We start from the raw sequence: 22,132 nt of genomic DNA on the forward strand, positions 1-22,132 counted from the left end.
AGGGTTGGTGAGGAGTTTGGAGCGGGGTGGGTCGGGTACGATTTTCTTCATGGTGCAGATCCGATCGTGGCTGGATTTGAGCTGCCCTTCGTCTTCCTCTCACAGAATAAGGTGGCAGCCGAACGCGGGGTGAGAGACCGGCAAAGATCGGCATAAGCCAGCCAGGCCGAAGCCTGCCCGCGTTGCGGCTGCCATAGCAGTACTGCCGAAGTTTGCGGGCTCTCACACCCAAATCGTCAAAGATGACGACCCAGGGAAGTTAGCCCCGATGGTTGTGAGCAACAACAGCGAAACGGCAGCGGCTGTCGTAGGATAATTCCCAAAGCATCCAATCCAGAAGCATTTGGTTGCAGGTTAGGAAATGTCTTACGGGTGGAGGGCGTAGGCGAGGGCTGCGCCCTCGATCGCCGGCAAGCCGGCTCCCACATGGATTGCGCCGGCTTTTAGAAATTGGGCAAGACAGTTGCTCCCACCTGGATCGCGCCAGCTTTTAGAAGTTAAGCAAGACCGTTGCTACCACCGGGGCCGGTTTTGCCGGCGAATCAGCGGGCAGATCAGAGGGTACGTGGGCGGGTGACGCGATCCACCAGGTAGACCAGCCCGTGGTAATCGATCCCGCTGTGGCTGGACAGCCCGATCTCACAGGTCCGGCTGGTGGAAATCCCTTCACTGCAATACTGCACTGCGTCCTTCAGGCTGCGCAGTGAGTGGGCATTGAGCTCTGGCGTGGTAAAGCCCTTGTCACCGGCAAACCCGCAACAGTGAATCCCTTCCGGGATCACCACTTGCGTGCTGCAGCGCCGCGCCAGGTCGATCAGCGCCTGGCTTTCACCCAGGTGCTGGGTGCTGCAGGTCACGTGCACCGCCACCGGTTCGTTTTGTGGGGTGAACTCCAGCTTGTCCATCAGGTGGGTGCGGATGAAACGCACCGGGTCGTACAGGTCCAGGCGGGTGTCGCCCAGGTCCTGCACCAGGCGCAGGGTGCAGGGGCTGGTGTCGCAGTAGATGGGGTCGAGGCCGCCGCGGCTGGCGTGCAGCAGCGCGTTGATCAGCTCTTGGCGCTTGTGCTCCGCTTGCTCGGGGTAACCTTTGGATGCGAACGGCTGCCCGCAGCACAGGCTGTCGGCGTTGCCGGGGAACACCACCTGGTAACCGGCCTTTTCCAGCAGGGCGCGGGTCTTGTCCAGCAGTGAACTTTGCTCGCGGTCGGCATAGGCCGGGCCCATCACTCGTGATACGCAAGCCGCCAGGTACACCACCCGTGGCCGGGCATCGTTGCTCGCCGGGCCGAAATCGATGCTGCGCAACGGCTGCGGCATGGCGGGGGACCATTGCGGCAGGCGGCCTTTGCTGGCCTTGCTCAACGAGGCACTCAGGCGGCCCAGGCGTGGGGCGCCGAGCAGCTTGCGGGCGGTGTTGGCGGCGGTCAGGGTCAGGCGGGCGCCACCCAGTGCAGTAGGGAAGTGCTCGGCCAGCCAGTCGGCGGTCTTTGCATGCTCGGCGGCCAGGCTGCGCAACTTCTTCACCAGCTCGCCGGTATTGATGCCCACCGGGCAGCGCTGGGCGCACAGGCCGGTGGCGGCGCAGGTGTCGATGCCTTGGTACTGGTAAGTCTGCAGCAGTGCGCGGGTATCGATGCCGGCGCGTTTTTTCGCCTGAATGTCACGCCACATGACGATGCGCTGGCGTGGGCTGAGGGTCAGGCCTTTGGACGGGCAGACCGGTTCGCAGAAGCCGCACTCGATGCATTTGTCGACGATCTCGTCGGCGGCGGGCAGCGGCTTGAGGTTTTTCAGGTGAATGTCCGGGTCTTCGCTCAACACCACGTCGGGGTTGAGGATGCCGTTGGGGTCGAGCAGGCGCTTGAGCGCCCACATCAGCTGATAGGCGTCATGCCCCCACTCCAGCTCCACGAACGGCGCCATGTTGCGGCCGGTGCCGTGCTCGGCCTTGAGCGAGCCGCCGAACTCCACGGCCACCAGTTGCGCCACGTCATCCATGAAGGCCTGGTAGCGCGCGACTTCCTGCGCGCTGTTGAAACCCTGGGTGAAGACAAAGTGCAGGTTGCCCTCCAGCGCATGGCCGAAAATGATCGCTTCGTCGTAGTGGTGCTTGTCGAACAGCTGGATCAGGCGGTTGACGCCTTCGGCCAGTTGCTCGACGGGGAAGGTGACGTCTTCGATGATCACCGTGGTGCCGGTCTGGCGCACGGCGCCGACGGCGGGGAAGGTGTCCTTGCGGATCTTCCACAGCTGGTTGTACACCGCCGGGTCTTCGCTGAAGTCGACTTTCTGTTCCAGCGGGTATTCGGCGATAGAAGCCATGACCTGTTGCAGTTGTTCGTGCAGCAGGCTCTGGCTGGCGGCGCGGGACTCGATCAGCAGCGCGCAGGCATTGTCCGACAGGCCTTTTACCCACAGCGGCATGCCCGGCATGTTTTGCACCGAACGCAGGCTGCGGCGGTCGAGCAGCTCTACGGCGGACACCGGCTGGCGCTTGAGCACGGTCACCGCGCGGCAGCAGCTTTCCACGCTGGGGAACACCAGCAGCGCGCTGGCCTTGTCCGGGTGATCGGGCACGGTGTCGTAGGTGACGGCGCTGATGAAGCCCAGCGTACCTTCAGACCCAACCAGCAAATGCTGGAGGATATCCAGCGGCTTGTCGTAGTCCACCAGGGCGTTGAGTGACAAGCCGGTGGTGTTCTTCAGCCGGTACTTGTGCCGGATGCGCTCTGCCAGTGCGGTGTTGGCGCGGGTTTCGCGGCCAAGCCGGGCCAGCGCTTCGAGCAGGTCGGCGTGGCTGTTTTCAAAGGCGGCAACGCTGGCCGGGTCTTCGCTGTCCAGGCGCGTGCCGTCAGCCAGTACCAGGCGCAGGCCGGCCAGGGTGTGGTAGGTGTTCTGCGCGGTGCCGCAGCACATGCCGCTGGCGTTGTTGGCAACGATGCCGCCGATCTTGCAGGCATTGATCGAGGCCGGGTCCGGGCCAATCTTGCGCCCGTAAGGGGCCAGCCAAGCGTTGGCCTGGGCACCGATAACCCCCGGTTGCAGGCGGATCTGTTCGCCTTGGCCACGGATCTCCTTGTTGCCCCAGTTATCGCCGAGCACGATCAGCACCGAGTCACTGATAGCCTGGCCGGACAGGCTGGTGCCCGCGGCGCGGAAGGTCACCGGCACGCGCTCGCGCTGGGCCAGTTGCAGCAGCCCGACCACTTCGTCTTCCGACTCCACGCGCACGACCAGCTTGGGGATCAGCCGGTAGAAACTGGCGTCGGTGCCGAAGGCCAGGGTGGACGTGGCGTCGTCGAAACGGCGATCGGCGGGTATCAGGCGCTCGGCATCACGCAGGAATGCGGCGGGCAGGCTCATGCTATCTCCTCACCGGGCCACGGCGTCTGGCGCGCCGCATGCCCCGGTCATACAGGCGGTGTTTTTGCAGGCGCTCAAGCGCCCAGTTCGCGTACCAGCGAGTCGCGGCTGATCTCGCTGATCGCCTTGGCGCCCGTGAGCACCATGGCCACGCGCATTTCCTTTTCGAACAGTTCGAGCAGGTTCTTCACCCCGGCCTGGCCATGCACGGCCAGGGCCCAGAGGAAGGCGCGGCCGATCAGTACGGTGTCTGCGCCCAGGGCGATCATGCGCACTACATCGAGGCCGCTGCGGATGCCGGAGTCGGCGAGGATTTTCAGGTCGCCTTTCACTGCGTCGGCAATCGCCGGCAACGCACGGGCGCTGGACAGCACGCCGTCGAGCTGGCGGCCGCCGTGGTTGGAGACGACGATGCCGTCGGCACCGAACTTGACCGCGTCACGTGCGTCGTCGGCGTCGAGGATGCCTTTGATGATCATCGGGCCGTCCCAGAACTCGCGGATCCATTCCAGGTCCTTCCAGGAAATCGACGGGTCGAAGTTGCTACCCAGCCAGCCGATGTAGTCGGCAAGGCCGGTGGGGTTGCCGCGGTATTTGGAAATGTTGCCCAGGTCGTGCGGGCGGCCCATCACGCCAACGTCCCAGGCCCATTCGGGGTGGGTCATGGCCTGCAACACGCGGCGCATTGGCCCGTTGGCACCGCTCATGCCGGAATGTGCATCACGGTAACGGGCGCCTGGCACCGGCATGTCGACGGTGAACACCAGGGTTTTGACCCCGGCGGCCTTGGCCCGCTCCAGCGCGTTGCGCATGAAACCACGGTCTTTGAGCACATACAGCTGGAACCACATCGGCCGGTCGATGGCTGGCGCCACTTCTTCGATCGGGCAGACCGACACGGTAGACATGGTGAAGGGGATGCCATGGGCGGCTGCCGCACGGGCTGCCTGCACTTCGCCGCGGCGGGCATACATGCCGGTGAGGCCGACCGGGGCCAGGGCCACGGGCATGCTCAGGGTTTCGTCGAACAGCCGGGTTTCCAGGCTCAGCTCGGACATGTTCTTCAGCACCCGCTGGCGCAGGGCAATGCCGGCCAGGTCCGAGACGTTGTGGCGCAGGGTGTGCTCTGCGTACGCGCCGCCGTCGGCATAGTGGAAGAGGAAGGGGGGCAGCTTGCGTTGGGCCGCGGCGCGATAGTCGGTGGAGGCGGAAATGATCATGGATTCTCGCAGCGTGGGTTGAAGGAGATGCCGGGCGCTCGGTGGCGCCCGGCCCCTTTCACTTTAGTGATGGACCAGCATGCCGGTCAGCCAGTAGGCCTGGACCAAGGTGATCAGGCCGACGATGGTGGCGAAGAACAGGCTGTGCTTGACGGTGAAGCGGAACAGGTCGGACTCCTTGCCGACCAGGCCGGTGGCTGCGCAGGCCACGGCGATCGACTGCGGCGAGATCATCTTGCCGGTCACGCCGCCGCTGGTGTTGGCTGCTACCAGCAGGGTGTCGTTGACCCCGATCTGGTGGGCGGTGGTGGCCTGCAGCGAACCGAACAGGGCATTGGACGAGGTGTCGGAGCCTGTGAGGAACACACCCAGCCAGCCCAGGAAAGGCGAGAAGAACGGGAACGCGGCGCCGGTGCCGGCCAGTACCAGGGCCATGGTCGAAGACATGCCCGAATAGTTGGTGACGAAGGCAAAGGCCAGGACCATGCCGATCGACAGGATCGGCCAGCGCAGTTCCCAGAAGGTTTCCTTGAAAGTGGTAAGACCAGTTTTGAAGTTGATCTTCAATACGGCCATGGAGATCAGCGCGGACAGGAAGATCGCTGTGCCGGTGGCGGAGATCGGGTCGAGCTTGAACACCGCTGGCATGGCGGTCGGCGCGGCGACGATCGGCGCGGTCTTGATCACCAGTTGGTCAAGGTGCGGGATGGCGAAGTTGAACACGAAGTTGTACATCGCACCGCCCGGGGCGAACGCCGCTTTGAACGGTTTCAGGGTCCAGATGGTGACCAGTACGGTGAGGATCAGGAACGGCGACCAGGCCTTGAAGATTTCACCGAAGCTGTAAGGGCTTGGTTGGCTGCCGCCGCTGCTGACCACGGCGGCGCCGACGCTGCCTTTGGCTTCGGCGAACGAGCGCTTGGGCTGCCAGACCTTCAGGAACAGGGTCAGGGCGACAAGGCTGGCCAGGGCCGAGGTGATGTCCGGCAGTTCCGGGCCGATGAAGTTGGAGGTGAAGTACTGGGTGACGGCGAAGCTCAGGCCGGCCACCAGGGCTGCAGGCCAGGTTTCTTTGACGCCGCGCAGGCCGTCCATCATGAACACCAGCCAGAACGGCACGAACAACGACAGCAGAGGCAGCTGGCGGCCGGTCATGGCGCCGATGTGGAAGGCGTCGATGCCCGTGACCTGGCCGGCGACGATGATCGGGATGCCCAGGGCGCCGAACGCCACGGGGGCGGTGTTGGCGATCAGGCACAGGCCGGCGGCGTACAGCGGGTTGAAGCCCAGGCCCACCAGCAGCGCGGCAGTGATTGCCACTGGTGCGCCGAAGCCGGCCGCGCCTTCGAGGAAGGCACCGAAGCAGAAGCCGATCAGCAGCACCTGCAGGCGCTGGTCGTCGGTGATCGACAGTACCGAGCTGCGGATCACCTCGAACTGGCCGCTCTTGACCGTGAGTTTGTACAGGAACACCGCGGCTACGATGATCCAGGCGATTGGCCAGAGGCCGTAGAGGAAGCCATAGCCCGCGGCAGCAAGGGCCATGTCGACCGGCATCTGGAAGGCGAAGATCGCCACCAGCATCGATAATCCAAGGGTAATGCTGCCGGCGACGTGGCCTTTGAGGCGGAACACGGCGAGGGCCAGGAAGAAGAACACGATGGGTATGACCGCCGCCAGTGCGGACAGGCCAAGACTACCAAGCGGGGAATAGAGTTGTTGCCAGGTTTGCATATGGGGTAGCCCCTAATTGTTGTTGGTCAGGCACTGGCATTGGATAATTGGTAAGACCAATTTACAATGGCTGGACGCTAGGTTAAAAGCGCTGTCATGGGTGTGTCAATTTGTCCTGTGCAAAACTTTGGTCGTGTGCCGATGAGCGGGCGGCTGATGGTGTTTGAAAATCGTCGCCTGATGGGTGTCGGCGTTGCGTGGATCGGCGAGAATAGACGCCCCCTGAACTTTGCCGGGGGTTTGTGGAGAGCATGTGATGGTTTTTGATCAGGTCCGCCAGCGGCGCCTGTCCGACGACATCGTCGATCGGTTGGAAGGGATGATTCTCGAAGGCACGCTGACCTCAGGCCAGCGGCTGCCGGCCGAGCGCGCCCTGGCCGAGCAGTTCGGTGTGTCGCGCCCCTCACTGCGCGAGGCGATCCAGAAGCTGGTGGCCAAGGGGCTGTTGGTCAGCCGGCAGGGTGGCGGTAACTATGTGGCCGAATCGCTCGGTTCAACCTTCAGTGACCCATTGCTGCAACTGCTGGAGCACAGCGCCGAGGCGCAGCGCGATTTGCTGGAGTTCCGTCACACCCTGGAGGCGTCATGCGCCTACTACGCTGCCCAGCGCGCCACCGAGCCAGATCGGGCGCGCCTCAAGGCTGCATTCGACACCCTGCAGGACTGTTATGCGCGGGCTGACCAAGTCACGCGCGCAGAGGAGGGCGCGGCGGATGCGCGATTCCACCTGGCGATTGCCGAAGCCAGCCACAATGCCGTGCTGCTGCATACCATTCGCGGGTTGTTCGACCTGCTAAAGCGCAACGTGGTGACGAATATCGGGGGCATGTACCAGCAGCGTACCGAGACGCGGGACATGCTGATCAGCCAGCACCGTGAGTTGTACCAGGCGATTGTCGAGGGCAGGGCGGACGATGCGCGGGAGGTGTCCAGCCGGCACATTCTGTATGTGCAGGAGGTGCTGGAAGAGGCGCAGAACGAAGCCCAGCGCGTAGCGCGGGCAGAGCGGCGCAGCGGGCGCTGATCGGTTGCCGCTGAATGCGCGCCCTGTAGGAGCGGCCTTGCGTCGCGAAAGGGTCGCGCAGCGGCCCCAGGGATCTCGGCAGCGCCGCAGAAAGCTGGGGCTGCTACGCAGCCCTTTCGCGACACAAGGCCGCTCCTACGGCGATCGCGCAAGGGCGGGAATTAGTCTTCCTTGCCCTTGTTGCGCACCGCACGCTGCAGCTCGCGGTTGGAATCGCGTTCGCGCACGGTGTCGCGCTTGTCGAATTCCTTCTTGCCCTTGCCAAGCGCAATCTCGCACTTGATCAGGTGCTTGCTCCAGTACAGCGCCAGGGCCACACAGGTGTAGCCCTTCTGCGCCACCGCAGCTTCCACACGCTCCAGCTCGCGCTTGTTCAGCAGCAGCTTGCGCGAGCGGATGGGGTCGGCGATGACGTGGGTGCTGGCAGTGGTCAGCGGGGTGATGTGGCTGCCGAACAGCCAGGCTTCGCCATCCTTGAGCAGCACGTAGCTGTCGGTCAGGTGCGCCTTGCCGGCCCGCAGGCTTTTTACTTCCCAACCGGACAGGACCAGCCCGGCCTCGAACTTGTGTTCGATGAAGTAATCGTGTCGCGCCTTTTTGTTTTGCGCGATGGTCCCGGTCGGATGTTTCTTTTGTTTAGCCATAGGGGCGGCATTATAGGCAAGTCACCGCGTGGTCGGCTACGGGATTTAGGTGCGCTTGAGCCACCGCAATGAATACCGGACAATACAGGCCCTGTCTTACGCACAGAACCTGTTTTTGGCACGCTGCGAAGCCCGCCACCCAGCCTTGGAAGTGACGCCTGGATGACTACCCATATTCAACGCTCCGCCCTGCTGCCGTACCCTGCCCAGGCGCTGTACGACCTGGTCAATGATGTAGCCAGCTACCCGCAGTTCCTGCCCTGGTGCTCGGCTTCGACGGTGCTCGAAGCCAGTGACACGCACATGCGCGCCAAGCTGGAGGTGGCCAAAGGGGGCATGAGCCAGCAGTTCGTGACCCGCAATGTGCTGGTGCCGGGGCAGTCCATCGAGATGAACCTGGAAGAAGGGCCGTTCACCCAGTTGCATGGCGTGTGGGTGTTCAAGGCGCTGGGTGAAAAAGCCTGCAAGATCAGCCTGGACCTGTCCTTCGATTACGCCGGGCCGATTGTGCGGGCGACCTTGGGGCCGCTGTTCAACCAGGCCGCCAACACGCTGGTGGATGCGTTCTGCCAGCGTGCCAAACAGCTCAATACGTGATGCTGCCAAGTCATCAGGCACAAAAAAGCCCGGACTGATCCGGGCTTTTTTACGCCTGCATTTACTGCGGCGAGGTATCCAGCGGGGCAGGTGTCGGCACCGGTGTGGTCTCGATGGTGTCGATCTCGCGCTGGATGGATTCTTCCACCGAACCAGGTTTGGCCGGCTTCTCTTCCGGTTGCGACGCTGGCTGGCCTGGCTGGGTGGCCGGGCTGACCGTGGTATCACCGCTGCCGCCCAGGATTTCCTGGTCGCGGCTCACGCCTGGCATGAAGTCACCCGACAGGCTGACCAGTTGGTCGCTGTCGTTGAAGAAGATGCTCATGCGCTCCTGCTGGCGTTGGCCGCCACCAGGTTGCAGGCTGTACAGGTAATCCCAACGATTGGTGTTGAAAGTATCCTGGAGCAGAGGGTTGCCCATGATAAACCTTACTTGCCGGCGGGTCATTCCGGGGCGTAATTGGTCTATCATGTCTTGCGTAACGACATTGCCCTGCTGGATGTCGATTTTGTAAACCCCGGGAAACGAGCAACCGGCGAGTGCGAGCAGTCCCACGAAGGTGAGGCTGGTTAGCAAGAGCTTGGTGTTGTTTTGCATCGGTGGGCGACTTCCACTATCTTGGCTGGACAACGTAAACCCCGATCATACCCGTATTAAGAGAAGCTGCGAAGCAGCATCGGCGAGAAAGCTGACCATGGTTGAAAATAGCGAATTGCGCAAAGCCGGTCTCAAGGTGACACTGCCTCGAGTCAAGATCCTTCAGATGCTCGACTCGACCGAGCAACGTCACATGAGCGCCGAGGATGTCTACAAGGCGCTGATGGAGGCTGGCGAGGACGTCGGCCTGGCAACCGTTTATCGCGTACTCACCCAGTTCGAGGCTGCTGGACTAGTGGTACGGCACAACTTCGATGGCGGTCACGCAGTTTTCGAGCTGGCGGACGGCGGTCACCACGACCATATGGTCAACGTGGAGACCAGTGAAGTCATCGAATTCATGGACGCCGAAATCGAGCGGCGCCAAAAAGAGATCGTGGCCGAGCATGGCTACGAGCTGGTGGACCACAATCTGGTCCTCTACGTGCGTAAGAAAAAGTAACGATTTCGGTCGTTATTAAGAGCAAAGGCGACCCTGGGGTCGCCTTTGTGCTTTCTGCGGCAAGGGTAGCTGCGGGAGCCGGCTGTCGGCGATGACGCAGTGCGGGCAGCATTACGCCTTACCGGACACCACCATCTTGCGTGCATGCGCCAGCGATTCCTTGGTCAGGTCGATCCCGCCCAGCATCCGCGCCACTTCCTCGACCCGTTCGCGTTTGCCAAGGCTGGCCACGGCAGTGTGCGTGGTGTCGCTATTGCGCACCTTGTGCACGAACAAATGATGATGCCCCTGCGCCGCGACCTGCGGCAGGTGGGTGACAGTCAGCACCTGGCCGCGCTCACCGAGGCGGCGCAACAGCTGGCCGACGATCTCGGCCGTCGGGCCACCGATACCCACGTCAACCTCATCGAAGACCAGTGTCGGGATGCGTGAGGTTTGCGCCGTGATGACCTGGATCGCCAGGCTGATCCGTGACAGTTCGCCGCCCGAGGCTACCTTGGCCAAACCTTTGAGCGGCTGCCCGGGGTTGGCGCTCACCAGCAGCTCTATCTGCTCCAGGCCGTGTGGCGACAGGTCGCTGCTTTCGTTGGGTGTGAGTTCGATGCAGAACCGCCCGCCAGGCATGCCCAGGCGCTGGATCTCCTGTTCGACCGCGACGGCGAGCTGCTGGGCTGCCTGCTGGCGCAGGGCGCTCAGCTCGATCGCCCTTTCCTGATAGTGCTTGGCATAGGCCGACAGTTCTTCGCCCAGGCGCTCTATGGATTCGTCGCTGGCATTCAGGCCTTCCAGCTCCTCCATCAACTGCTGCTGCAGGTGGGGCAGTTCGGTCGGGTGCACGCGATGTTTGCGCGCCAGGGTGTAGATGGTGTCGAGGCGCTCTTCCAGGGCCTGCAGGCGCATGGGGTCGGCGTCGAAATTGTCGAGGAAGCGGTTGAGCTCGCCTACGGCTTCTTCTATCTGGATCTGTGCGCTGGCGATGAGGTTGGCGGCTTCACCCAGCGCCTTGGGGGTGTTGGCTGCGGCGCCCAGGCGATTGAGGCTGGAGGTGAGGGCGCCTAGCACATTGCCTGAGTCGCTTTCGCTGCATTGGTCGATGACCTGGCGGCAGATGCCGAACAGGGCTTCGGCGTTGGTCAGGTTCTTGTGTTCCTGCTCCAGCTGCTCCAGTTCGTTTTCACCCAGGCCAAGGTTGTCGAGCTCTTCCAGCTGATAGCTGAGCAACTGGTGGCGTGCGCGCTGCTCATCGCCGGAGTTGGACAGGCGCTCGAGCTCCAGGCGGGTCTGGTTCCAGCGCTTGGCTGCGAGCTGGACCTGGCGGGACAGGTCGATGGCGCCGGCATATTCGTCGAGCAGGCGGCGGTGGGTGTCGGTCTTGAGCAGTGACTGGTGCTCATGCTGGCTGTGGATGTCGATCAGCAGTTCACCGAGCGCCTTCAGGTCACCCAGCGGGCAGGGCGTGCCGTTTATGTAGCCGCGGCTGCGGCCTTCGGCCGTGATGACGCGGCGCAGGATGCACGGGCCGCCGTCGTCCAGGTCGCGCTCGGCCAGCCAGGTGTGCGCTTCGGGGATATCCACCAGATCGAAGGTGGCCAGGATGTCCGCCTTGTCCGCGCCAGGGCGCACCACGCCGCTGTCGGCGCGATCACCAAGGGCCAGGCCGAGGGCGTCGAGCATGATCGATTTGCCTGCGCCGGTCTCGCCGGTGATGACGGACATGCCGCGGGCGAGTTCGAGGTCGAGGTGTTCGACGATGGCGTAGTTGTGAATGGACAGATGCACCAGCATGGGGCGGCTCCCGAGAAGTCAGGTCTGGTTATTTATACAGTACTTTTTTCGAGCCTGCCAATGCCTGCTCGCAGTTTCCATCGTCGACCTGAAAACCGCTTTGCCCCTTGAAGCTGATTTTTCCGGCCCCATATAGCCGGCAGACACGGCGAGCTTTGCTCGTACTACAGAGATTGCGGAGGAGAGACCCCATGGCTGACGAACAGCTGAATGAGAAAGACCTTAACGCCGAAGAGGCTGGTGCAGTGGATAACGGCGCCCGCGTTCAAGAGCTCGAGGAGCAGCTGGCCGCCGCCAAGGATCAGTCCCTGCGTGCCGTCGCCGACCTGCAGAACGTGCGTCGCCGCGCCGAGCAGGATGTCGAGAAGGCGCACAAGTTCGCCCTGGAGAAGTTTGCCGGCGACCTGTTGCCGGTGATCGACAGCCTGGAGCTGGCTCTGGCGCACTCCAGCGCTGAAGATGAGCAGGTCAAGAAGATCCGTGAAGGCGTCGAACTGACCCTCAAGATGTTCCAGGACACCCTCAAGCGTTACAACCTCGAAGCCATCGACCCGCACGGCCAGCCGTTCAATGCCGAGCACCATCAGGCCATGGCCATGCAGGAAAGCGCCGAGGTAGAGCCCAACAGCGTGCTGAACGTGTTCCAGAAGGGCTACCTGCTCAACGGCCGCCTGCTGCGCCCTGCCATGGTGGTGGTCAGCAAGGCGCCGAGCGCGCCGCAGCCTTCGATCGATGAAAAGGCTTGAAATCTGACGGGCCATCCCCATCTAGGTGTCAAGCCTTCAAGTATTACCGCAGTTGGCCAAAGTAGTCGCTGCTACCAAATTCAAGTTTCGGGAGAGTAAACATGGGCAAAATCATCGGTATCGACCTGGGGACCACCAACTCGTGCGTCTCCATTCTGGAAAACGGTAACGTCAAGGTCATCGAAAACGCCGAAGGTGCGCGTACCACCCCTTCGATCGTGGCCTACGCCAATGATGGCGAAATCCTGGTTGGCCAGTCGGCCAAGCGCCAGGCCGTCACCAACCCGCACAACACCCTGTTCGCAGTGAAGCGCCTCATCGGCCGCCGCTTCGAAGAAGATGTCGTGCAGAAAGACATCAAGCTGGTGCCGTACAAGATCGTCAAGGCTAACAACGGTGACGCCTGGGTCGAGGCTGCCGGCAAGGAAATGGCGCCGCCGCAGATCAGCGCCGAAGTTCTGAAAAAGATGAAGAAGACCGCCGAAGACTACCTCGGCGAGCCAGTCACCGAAGCGGTCATCACCGTTCCGGCCTACTTCAACGACAGCCAGCGTCAGGCCACCAAAGATGCCGGTCGCATCGCGGGTCTGGACGTAAAGCGCATCATCAACGAACCGACCGCTGCTGCGCTGGCCTATGGCATGGACAAGGCCAAGGGCGACCACACTGTCATCGTTTATGACCTGGGTGGCGGTACCTTCGACGTATCGGTCATCGAAATCGCCGAAGTTGACGGTGAGCACCAGTTCGAAGTGCTGGCCACCAACGGCGACACCTTCCTGGGTGGCGAAGACTTCGACATGCGCCTGATCGACTACCTCGTCGACGAGTTCAAGAAAGAGTCGGGCATGGACCTGAAGAACGACCCTCTGGCCCTGCAGCGTCTGAAAGAAGCCGCGGAAAAGGCCAAGATCGAACTGTCCTCCGCTCAGTCGACCGACGTCAACCTGCCGTACATCACTGCAGATGCGACCGGTCCGAAGCACCTGAACGTGAAGATCTCCCGCGCCAAGCTGGAGTCGCTGGTGGAAGATCTGGTCAACCGTACCATCGAGCCTTGCCGCATCGCCCTGAAAGACGCAGGCATCGACGCCAGCAAGATCGACGACGTGATCCTGGTCGGTGGCCAGACCCGTATGCCGCTGGTTCAGAAGGCCGTTGCCGACTTCTTCGGCAAGGAAGCCCGCAAGGACGTCAACCCGGACGAAGCAGTTGCCATGGGTGCTGCCATCCAGGGTGCCGTACTGGCCGGTGACGTGAAAGACGTACTGCTGCTGGACGTCAGCCCGCTGACCCTGGGTATCGAAACCATGGGCGGCGTGATGACCCCGCTGATCGAGAAGAACACCACCATTCCGACCAAGAAGTCGCAGGTGTTCTCGACTGCCGACGACAACCAGGGCGCAGTGACCATTCATGTGCTGCAGGGTGAGCGCAAGCAGGCTTCGCAGAACAAGTCGCTGGGCAAGTTCGACCTGGCTGACATCCCGCCAGCACCGCGTGGTGTTCCGCAGATCGAAGTGACCTTCGACATTGATGCCAACGGCATCCTGCACGTCGGCGCCAAAGACAAGGCCACCGGCAAGACTCAGTCGATCGTGATCAAGGCCAACTCCGGTCTGTCCGACGAAGAGATCGAAAAAATGGTGCGTGACGCCGAGGCCAATGCCGAGGAAGACCGCAAGTTCGAAGAGCTGGCCGCTGCCCGCAACCAGGGTGATGCGCTGGTTCACTCGACCCGCAAGATGGTCGCTGACGCCGGTGACAAGGTCACTGCCGAAGAGAAGACTGCCATCGAAGCGGCCGTGGTTGCCCTGGAAGCCGCTGTCAAAGGCGACGACAAGGCTGCCATCGATGCCAAGGTCGAAGAGCTGTCCAAGGTCTCCGCGCCGGTAGCCCAGAAGATGTACGCCGAGCAGTCGGCCGAACAGCCTCAGGGCGGCGCTCAGCAGGCCGAGCCGGAAGCCAAGCACGATGACGTGGTTGACGCCGAGTTCGAAGAAGTGAAAGGCGACGACAAGAAGTAATCGTTGCATGTTGTCGGCCAGCCCACCGCCGTTTGGCGGTGAGCTGGTAGGATGTCGCCGCGCGGGGGCTTGCTCCCGCGTTGGCGTATCTGGAATTCGAGAATTTTTACAGCATTTGTCTGGGCCGCATCGGGTCTTCAGGCGGGTGCTGACGGCGCGGCGCGGATGCCGAACGCCCAACAAGGTGCAAATGACCTATGTCCAAGCGTGATTATTATGAGGTCCTGGGTGTCGAGCGCGGCGCCAGTGAAGCAGACCTGAAAAAGGCTTATCGCCGCCTGGCGATGAAGTACCACCCGGACCGCAACCCGGGCGATAAAGAGTCCGAAGACAAGTTCAAGGAGGCCAACGAGGCCTACGAAGTGCTGTCTGACGCGAGCAAGCGGGCGGCGTTCGACCAGTATGGTCACGCCGGCGTCGACCCGAGCATGGGTGGCGGCGGTGCAGGCTTCGGTGGCGCCAACTTCTCCGACATCTTTGGCGATGTGTTCAGTGACTTCTTCGGTGGTGGTCGTGGCGGTGGTCGTGGTGGCGCTTCGCGCGGCAGCGACCTGCGCTACACCCTGGAGCTGAACCTGGAAGAAGCCGTGCGCGGCACCACGGTCAGCATTCGGGTGCCGACCCTGGTCAACTGCCAGCCTTGTGACGGCAGTGGTGCGAAGAAGGGTTCGACCCCGTCGACCTGCCCGACGTGCGGCGGTATCGGCCAGGTGCGCATGCAGCAGGGCTTCTTCTCGGTGCAGCAGACCTGCCCGCGCTGCCATGGCCAGGGCAAGATCATCACCGACCCTTGCGGTTCGTGCCACGGTGAAGGCCGTGTCGAGGAATACAAGACCCTGTCGGTCAAGGTGCCGGCCGGCGTCGACACTGGCGACCGCATCCGCCTGTCCGGCGAAGGCGAGGCAGGCACCCATGGTGGCCCGACCGGCGACCTTTACGTGGTGATCAACGTGCGTGAGCACGAGATTTTCCAGCGTGACGGCAAGCACCTGTATTGCGAAGTGCCTATCAGCTATACCGATGCCGCTCTGGGTGGCGAGCTGGAAGTGCCGACCCTCGATGGTCGTGTGAAGCTGAAGATCCCGGAAGGTACGCAGACCGGCAAGCAGTTCCGCTTGCGTGGCAAGGGTGTGGCACCGGTGCGTGGTGGTGGTGCGGGTGACCTGCTGTGCCGCGTTGCGGTCGAGACCCCGGTCAACCTCAGCCGTCGCCAGCGTGAACTGCTCGAAGAGCTGCGCGACTCGCTCGAAGGCGACAGCTCCCACTCGCCCAAGGCCAATGGCTGGTTCGATGGCGTGAAGCGCTTCTTCGGCGATCTCTGACAAGGAACAGGCTATGCGACGTATTGCAGTGATGGGCGCGGCAGGGCGGATGGGCAAGACCCTGATCGAAGCCGTGCAGCAAACCCCAGGTGCCGGGCTGACGGCGGCGATCGACCGCCCGGACAGCTCGCTGGTCGGTGCGGATGCCGGTGAGTTGGCGGCGCTCGGTCGGATCGGCGTGCTGTTGTCGGATGACCTGGCCAAGGTTGCCGACGAATTCGACGTGCTGATCGACTTCACTCACCCTTCGGTGACCCTGAAGAACCTGGCGTTTTGCCGCAAGCATGGCAAGGCGATGATCATCGGCACCACCGGTTTCACCAGCGAGGAGAAGCAGTTGCTGGCCGAGGCAGGCAAGGATATCCCGATCGTCTTCGCCGCCAACTTCAGCGTAGGCGTCAACCTCAGCCTGAAGTTGCTGGACATGGCGGCGCGTGTGCTGGGCGATGATGTCGACATCGAGATCATCGAGGCGCACCACCGCCACAAGGTCGACGCGCCGTCAGGCACTGCGCTGCGCATGGGTGAGGTGGTTGCCAATGCCCTGGGCCGTGATCTGCAGGAAGTGGCGGTGTATGGTCGTGAGGGCCAGACGGGCGCGCGTGATCGCAAGACCATCGGCTTTGCCACCGTGCGTGCCGGCGATGTGGTCGGTGACCACACCGTGCTGTTCGCCGCTGAAGGTGAGCGCCTGGAAATCACCCACAAGGCTTCCAGCCGCATGACCTTCGCCAAGGGTGCGGTGCGTGCCGCGCTGTGGCTGGATGGGCGCGAGGCGGGCTTGTACGACATGCAGGATGTGCTAGAGCTGCGTTAAGCCGTTCCCTCGGGGTACATGTGATCCCTGGTAGGAGCGGCCTTGTGTCGCGAAAGGACTGCGCAGCAGTCCCAGGATATCTGTGGCGCCGCTGATATCCTGGGGCCGCTTTGCGACCCTTTCGCGACACAAGGCCGCTCCTACACGCGTGTTCATTGCCCAAGAAGGTCAGCCTGTCGCAATCATGTGTTTTAGAGGCACATTTGCGGTAGACCAAAAAAGCACTTTTCTGTAAGCTACAGCTTTAGTGTGTCCACTAAAAGCGCGCAGCGAATTGAATTCAGCACATAGAAGCGGGGTGACGTGTCCATACGTCACTCCGCTTTTTTGCAACCTGCGATCGCCCTTTCATGCTTGATTTACGGGAGGTCTTCTTGACAAAGCCAGCCATACTCGCCCTTGCCGACGGCAGTATTTTTCGCGGTGAAGCCATCGGAGCCGACGGTCAGACCGTTGGTGAGGTGGTGTTCAACACCGCTATGACCGGCTACCAGGAAATCCTTACAGACCCTTCCTACGCGCAGCAAATCGTTACTCTGACCTACCCGCACATTGGCAACACCGGTACCACCCCGGAAGACGCCGAGTCGAACCGTGTATGGTCCGCCGGCCTGGTCATCCGTGACCTGCCGCTGCTGGCCAGCAACTGGCGTAACACCCAGTCGCTGCCCGACTACCTCAAGGCCAACAATGTCGTTGCCATCGCCGGCATCGACACCCGTCGCCTGACCCGTATCCTGCGTGAAAAGGGCGCTCAGAACGGCTGCATCCTCGCCGGTGACAACATCAGCGAAGAAGCCGCCATCGCCGCTGCCCGCGCCTTCCCTGGCCTCAAGGGCATGGACCTGGCCAAGGTCGTTTCCACCAAGGAGCGTTACGAGTGGCGCTCCAGCGTGTGGGAGCTGAAAACCGACAGCCACCCGACCCTGGAAGCTTCCGAGCTGCCGTACCACGTTGTTGCCTTCGACTACGGCGTCAAGCTGAACATCCTGCGCATGCTGGTCGCCCGTGGCTGCCGCGTGACCGTGGTGCCTGCCCAGACCCCGGCCAGTGAAGTGCTCGCGCTCAACCCCGATGGTGTGTTCCTGTCCAACGGCCCTGGTGATCCGGAGCCATGCGACTACGCGATCCAGGCGATCAAAGAGATCCTCGACACCGATATTCCGGTGTTCGGCATCTGCCTGGGCCACCAGCTGCTGGCGCTGGCCTCTGGCGCCAAGACCGTGAAAATGGGCCACGGTCACCATGGTGCCAACCACCCGGTCCAGGACTTGGACACCGGTGTGGTCATGATCACCAGCCAGAACCACGGTTTCGCCGTAGACGAAGCCACCCTGCCGGGTAACGTCCGCGCCATCCACAAGTCGCTGTTCGACGGCACCCTGCAGGGTATCGAGCGTACCGACAAGAGCGCGTTCAGCTTCCAGGGCCACCCTGAAGCGAGCCCGGGCCCGACCGACGTCGCGCCACTGTTCGATCGTTTCACCGATGCCATGGCCAAGCGCCGCTGAGCATCCTGCTTCAAGGCCCCGGGCCGGCACCTGCCGCGCCCGGAAGCGCCTGACCCAGATTGTTCAAAGCGGCTTGCCGACTGACCCCGGATTTGAGTGACCACCATGCCAAAACGTACAGACATCAAAAGCATCCTGATTCTCGGCGCTGGCCCGATCGTGATCGGCCAGGCCTGCGAATTCGACTACTCCGGCGCCCAGGCCTGTAAAGCCCTGCGCGAGGAAGGTTTCCGCGTCATCCTGGTGAACTCCAACCCAGCCACCATCATGACCGACCCGGCCATGGCCGACGCCACCTACATCGAGCCGATCAAGTGGCAGTCGGTGGCCAAGATCATCGAAAAAGAGCGCCCGGACGCCGTATTGCCGACCATGGGTGGCCAGACCGCACTGAACTGCGCCCTGGACCTGGAGCGCCACGGCGTTCTGGAGAAGTTCGGCGTAGAGATGATCGGTGCCAACGCCGACACCATCGACAAGGCCGAAGACCGTTCGCGCTTCGACAAGGCCATGAAGGATATCGGCCTGGAGTGCCCGCGCTCCGGTATCGCCCACAGCATGGAAGAGGCCAATGCGGTCCTTGAGAAGCTTGGCTTCCCATGCATCATTCGCCCGTCGTTCACCATGGGTGGCACAGGCGGTGGTATCGCTTACAACCGTGAAGAGTTCGAAGAAATCTGCACCCGTGGTCTGGACCTGTCGCCGACCAAAGAGCTGCTGATCGACGAATCGCTGATCGGCTGGAAAGAGTACGAGATGGAAGTGGTCCGCGACAAAAAGGACAACTGCATCATCGTCTGCTCGATCGAAAACTTCGACCCGATGGGCGTGCACACCGGTGACTCGATCACCGTTGCTCCGGCGCAGACCCTGACCGACAAGGAATACCAGATCATGCGCAACGCCTCGCTGGCGGTGCTGCGTGAAATTGGCGTTGAAACCGGCGGTTCCAACGTGCAGTTCGGTATCTGCCCGAACACCGGCCGCATGGTCGTGATCGAGATGAACCCGCGTGTTTCGCGTTCCTCGGCGCTGGCTTCCAAGGCAACTGGCTTCCCGATCGCCAAGATCGCCGCCAAGCTGGCCATTGGTTACACCCTGGACGAACTGCAGAACGACATCACTGGCGGCCGTACCCCGGCGTCCTTCGAGCCGTCGATCGACTACGTCGTCACCAAGCTGCCACGCTTCGCCTTCGAGAAATTCCCGAAAGCCGACGCCCGTCTGACCACCCAGATGAAGTCCGTGGGTGAAGTCATGGCCATCGGCCGTACCTTCCAGGAATCCCTGCAGAAAGCCCTGCGTGGCCTGGAAGTCGGTGCTTGCGGTCTCGACCCTAAAGTCGACCTGGCCAGCCCGGAAGCCGCTGGCATCCTCAAGCGCGAGCTGACCGTGCCGGGCGCCGAGCGCATCTGGTACGTGGCTGACGCCATGCGTTCGGGTATGACCTGCGAAGAGATCTTCGCCCTGACCGGCATCGACATGTGGTTCCTGGTGCAGATGGAAGACCTGATCAAGGAAGAAGAGAAGGTCAAGACCCTGGCCCTGTCGGCGATCGACAAGGACTACATGCTGCGCCTCAAGCGCAAAGGCTTCTCGGACCAGCGTCTGGCCAAGCTGCTCGGCATCACCGACAAGAACCTGCGCCGTCACCGCCACAAGCTGGAAGTGTTCCCGGTGTACAAGCGCGTCGACACCTGCGCTGCCGAGTTCGCCACCGACACCGCCTACCTGTACTCCACCTACGAGGAAGAGTGCGAGGCCAACCCGTCGACCCGCGACAAGATCATGATTCTGGGTGGCGGCCCTAACCGTATCGGTCAAGGCATCGAGTTCGACTATTGCTGCGTGCACGCGGCACTGGCACTGCGTGAAGACGGTTACGAGACCATCATGGTCAACTGCAACCCGGAAACCGTCTCCACCGACTACGACACCTCCGACCGTCTGTACTTCGAGCCGTTGACCCTGGAAGACGTGCTGGAAGTCTGCCGCGTCGAGAAGCCAAAGGGTGTCATCGTCCACTACGGCGGCCAGACCCCGCTGAAACTGGCTCGCGCCCTGGAAGAGGCCGGCGTACCGATCATCGGTACCAGCCCGGACGCCATCGACCGTGCCGAAGACCGTGAGCGCTTCCAGCAGATGGTTCAGCGCCTGAACCTGCTGCAGCCGCCAAACGCTACCGTGCGCAGCGAAGAAGAAGCCATCCGTGCTGCGGGCGGTATCGGTTACCCGCTGGTGGTGCGCCCGTCCTACGTACTGGGCGGCCGCGCGATGGAGATCGTCTACGAACTGGACGAGCTCAAGCGCTACCTGCGTGAAGCCGTGCAAGTGTCCAACGACAGCCCGGTACTGCTGGACCACTTCCTCAACTGCGCCATCGAGATGGACGTGGATGCGGTCTGTGACGGCACCGACGTGGTGATCGGCGCGATCATGCAGCACATCGAACAGGCCGGCGTTCACTCCGGTGACTCGGCGTGCTCGCTGCCGCCGTACTCGCTGAGCAAGGACGTGCAGGACCAGGTTCGCGATCAGGTGCGCAAGATGGCCCTGGAGCTGGGCGTGGTTGGCCTGATGAACGTGCAGCTGGCCTTGCAGGGCGACAAGATCTACGTGATTGAAGTCAACCCGCGCGCCTCGCGTACCGTGCCGTTCGTGTCCAAGTGCATCGGCACTTCCCTGGCGATGATCGCTGCCCGCGTCATGGCTGGCAAAACCCTGAAAGAGCTGGGCTTCACCCAGGAAATCATCCCGAACTTCTATAGCGTCAAGGAAGCCGTCTTCCCGTTCGCGAAGTTCCCGGGGGTTGACCCGATCCTCGGCCCTGAGATGAAATCGACCGGTGAAGTCATGGGTGTCGGTGACAGCTTCGGTGAAGCGTTCGCCAAGGCTCAGATGGGTGCCAGCGAAGTACTGCCAACTGGCGGTACCGCGTTCATCAGCGTACGTGACGACGACAAGCCACAGGTGGCTGGCGTTGCCCGTGACCTGATCGCCCTGGGCTTCGAAGTGGTCGCTACTGCAGGTACCGCCAAGGTCATCGAGGCGGCCGGCCTGAAAGTGCGCCGCGTGAACAAGGTGACCGAAGGCCGTCCGCACGTGGTCGACATGATCAAGAACGACGAAGTGTCGTTGATCATCAACACCACCGAAGGTCGTCAGTCGATTGCCGATTCCTATTCGATTCGTCGCAATGCGTTGCAGCACAAGATCTACTGCACCACGACCATTGCGGCTGGTGAAGCCATCTGCGAAGCGCTGAAATTCGGCCCTGAAAAGACCGTTCGTCGCTTGCAGGATCTGCATGCAGGACTTAAAGCATGAGCATTACCAAGTATCCGATGACCGTTCAGGGCGCTCGCGCCCTGGAAGAGGAGCACCTGTTCCTGAGCAAGACCGAGCGCCCGCGCCTGAGCCAGGCCATTGGCGAAGCGCGCGAACTGGGCGACCTCAAGGAAAATGCCGAATACCATGCCGCCCGTGAGGAGCAGGGCATGGTCGAGGCGCGTATCCGCGACATCGAAGGCCGTCTGCAGAACTCGGTAGTGATCGACGTGACCACTATCCCTCACACCGGCAAGGTGATTTTCGGCACCACTGTGGTGCTGGCCAACACTGAAACCGATGAAGAGGTGAGCTACCAGATCGTTGGTGAGGATGAAGCCGACGTGAAGCAAGGCAAGCTCTCGAGCGGCGCACCGATCGCCCGTGCCATCATCGGCAAGGAAGAAGGTGATACTGTCGTCGTCAAGACGCCAAGCGGCTCGGTCGAGTACGAGATTGTCGAAGTCAAGCACATCTGACCGGCGCCTGCGGGCGCCATCCCTTGAGGGGATCCTCTGGCAACTGGCCCAGGTTTTCTGGGTCGGTGGCCTTTGGGTGTTCCATGTTGGGCTGGTGCCTGCGCTCAAGGTCAGTGGCCTGGCACCTTTGCTGGTACAGGATATCGCCGGTCAGATTGACCGTTGGTTGATTGGCGTGGCGTTGCTCGGGCTGCTGACGCAGCTGGCAGTACTGGCGAGGGTCGATGGCCTGGCGGCCTGGTGGCGGCAATTTCGTGGCCAGATGCTGTTGCTCGGCTTTGCGGCCTGCGTGGGGTATTACACCTTGCGCTATGGCATCTCGGTCGGCGAGCGCTGGCAAATGTTCTGTTTTCTGGTTCTGGGTTTTTCCGGCATCGTGCTGGTGGCTCAACCGGTACCGGTCAGGGCGCGCCAAGCGCGCCACTGATCGGCGC

17 protein-coding genes are annotated in these 22,132 nt (G+C 62.3%); 11 read left to right on the forward strand and 6 right to left on the reverse strand.

Going from position 1 to position 22,132, the window contains the following annotated elements; all coding sequences use genetic code 11:
* Positions 1–554: 554 nt before the first annotated feature.
* The 3 genes from BLX42_RS19990 to BLX42_RS20000 all read right to left on the reverse strand — a co-directional run bounded on the left by BLX42_RS19990 (position 555) and on the right by BLX42_RS20000 (position 6,319).
* On the reverse strand, positions 555–3,365 hold the full coding sequence (locus BLX42_RS19990) for an FAD-binding and (Fe-S)-binding domain-containing protein (RefSeq protein ID WP_161872467.1): 2,811 nt from the start codon (positions 3,363–3,365) through the stop codon (positions 555–557).
* Positions 3,366–3,439: 74 nt separating this feature from the next.
* The gene (lldD, locus tag BLX42_RS19995; protein ID WP_012312630.1) at positions 3,440–4,585 is read right to left on the reverse strand and encodes an FMN-dependent L-lactate dehydrogenase LldD; all 1,146 of its coding nucleotides are present in this window, start codon (positions 4,583–4,585) and stop codon (positions 3,440–3,442) included.
* A gap of 63 nt (positions 4,586–4,648) precedes the next feature.
* Positions 4,649–6,319, reverse strand: coding sequence for a lactate permease LctP family transporter (locus BLX42_RS20000; RefSeq protein WP_046788144.1), 1,671 nt, complete (start codon positions 6,317–6,319; stop codon positions 4,649–4,651).
* A 256-nt stretch (positions 6,320–6,575) separates the two neighbouring features.
* Here BLX42_RS20000 and BLX42_RS20005 point away from each other — a divergent pair, with 256 nt between their 5' ends.
* Complete coding sequence (locus BLX42_RS20005; RefSeq protein WP_012312632.1) at positions 6,576–7,343, forward strand: FCD domain-containing protein; 768 nt, start codon at positions 6,576–6,578, stop codon at positions 7,341–7,343.
* Positions 7,344–7,504: 161 nt separating this feature from the next.
* On the opposite strand, the gene smpB is transcribed toward BLX42_RS20005, so the two are convergent.
* Positions 7,505–7,987 (reverse strand): SsrA-binding protein SmpB, encoded by a 483-nt coding sequence (gene smpB / locus BLX42_RS20010; protein WP_012312633.1) that lies wholly within the window; start codon positions 7,985–7,987, stop codon positions 7,505–7,507.
* A 162-nt stretch (positions 7,988–8,149) separates the two neighbouring features.
* Between smpB and BLX42_RS20015 the strand changes: the two genes are divergently transcribed.
* Positions 8,150–8,584, forward strand: coding sequence for a type II toxin-antitoxin system RatA family toxin (locus tag BLX42_RS20015; RefSeq protein WP_012312635.1), 435 nt, complete (start codon positions 8,150–8,152; stop codon positions 8,582–8,584).
* Between the two features lie 61 nt (positions 8,585–8,645).
* On the opposite strand, the gene BLX42_RS20020 is transcribed toward BLX42_RS20015, so the two are convergent.
* Entirely contained in the window at positions 8,646–9,182 is a 537-nt protein-coding gene (locus tag BLX42_RS20020) for an outer membrane protein assembly factor BamE (protein ID WP_119688246.1), read from the reverse strand.
* A 97-nt stretch (positions 9,183–9,279) separates the two neighbouring features.
* Here BLX42_RS20020 and fur point away from each other — a divergent pair, with 97 nt between their 5' ends.
* Positions 9,280–9,684: a ferric iron uptake transcriptional regulator gene (gene fur, locus BLX42_RS20025; RefSeq protein WP_008096237.1), complete on the forward strand. Its 405-nt coding sequence runs from the start codon at positions 9,280–9,282 to the stop codon at positions 9,682–9,684.
* A 111-nt stretch (positions 9,685–9,795) separates the two neighbouring features.
* Here the strand turns inward: fur and recN are convergent, their stop codons facing one another.
* Positions 9,796–11,469 (reverse strand): DNA repair protein RecN, encoded by a 1,674-nt coding sequence (recN, locus tag BLX42_RS20030; protein WP_161872468.1) that lies wholly within the window; start codon positions 11,467–11,469, stop codon positions 9,796–9,798.
* Positions 11,470–11,660: 191 nt separating this feature from the next.
* Between recN and grpE the strand changes: the two genes are divergently transcribed.
* The 8 genes from grpE (at position 11,661) to BLX42_RS20070 (ending at position 22,125) form a co-directional block, all read left to right on the forward strand.
* Positions 11,661–12,215 (forward strand): nucleotide exchange factor GrpE, encoded by a 555-nt coding sequence (gene grpE, locus BLX42_RS20035; protein WP_012312638.1) that lies wholly within the window; start codon positions 11,661–11,663, stop codon positions 12,213–12,215.
* 101 nt (positions 12,216–12,316) lie between these two features.
* A complete protein-coding gene (dnaK, locus tag BLX42_RS20040; protein WP_046788149.1) occupies positions 12,317–14,242 on the forward strand; it encodes a molecular chaperone DnaK in 1,926 nt (641 codons plus the stop codon).
* A gap of 197 nt (positions 14,243–14,439) precedes the next feature.
* Positions 14,440–15,564, forward strand: a complete 1,125-nt coding sequence (dnaJ, locus tag BLX42_RS20045) for a molecular chaperone DnaJ (protein ID WP_039602362.1) — start codon at positions 14,440–14,442, stop codon at positions 15,562–15,564.
* A gap of 13 nt (positions 15,565–15,577) precedes the next feature.
* Positions 15,578–16,381, forward strand: a complete 804-nt coding sequence (gene dapB / locus BLX42_RS20050; protein WP_119688248.1) for a 4-hydroxy-tetrahydrodipicolinate reductase — start codon at positions 15,578–15,580, stop codon at positions 16,379–16,381.
* 374 nt (positions 16,382–16,755) lie between these two features.
* Complete coding sequence (gene carA / locus BLX42_RS20055) at positions 16,756–17,892, forward strand: glutamine-hydrolyzing carbamoyl-phosphate synthase small subunit (RefSeq protein ID WP_039602472.1); 1,137 nt, start codon at positions 16,756–16,758, stop codon at positions 17,890–17,892.
* A gap of 105 nt (positions 17,893–17,997) precedes the next feature.
* The gene (carB, locus tag BLX42_RS20060; protein ID WP_012312643.1) at positions 17,998–21,219 is read left to right on the forward strand and encodes a carbamoyl-phosphate synthase large subunit; all 3,222 of its coding nucleotides are present in this window, start codon (positions 17,998–18,000) and stop codon (positions 21,217–21,219) included.
* Positions 21,216–21,698 (forward strand): transcription elongation factor GreA, encoded by a 483-nt coding sequence (gene greA / locus BLX42_RS20065; RefSeq protein ID WP_012312644.1) that lies wholly within the window; start codon positions 21,216–21,218, stop codon positions 21,696–21,698. The genes carB and greA overlap by 4 nt, the downstream gene beginning before the upstream one ends.
* Positions 21,676–22,125 carry a hypothetical protein gene (locus BLX42_RS20070; protein ID WP_012312645.1) on the forward strand — a complete coding sequence of 150 codons (450 nt, stop codon included), beginning with the start codon at positions 21,676–21,678 and terminating at the stop codon, positions 22,123–22,125. The genes greA and BLX42_RS20070 overlap by 23 nt, the downstream gene beginning before the upstream one ends.
* Positions 22,126–22,132 lie beyond the last annotated feature (7 nt).

The organism is Pseudomonas sp. SG-MS2, from assembly GCF_009933855.1.
GTDB lineage: Bacteria > Pseudomonadota > Gammaproteobacteria > Pseudomonadales > Pseudomonadaceae > Aquipseudomonas > Aquipseudomonas putida_E.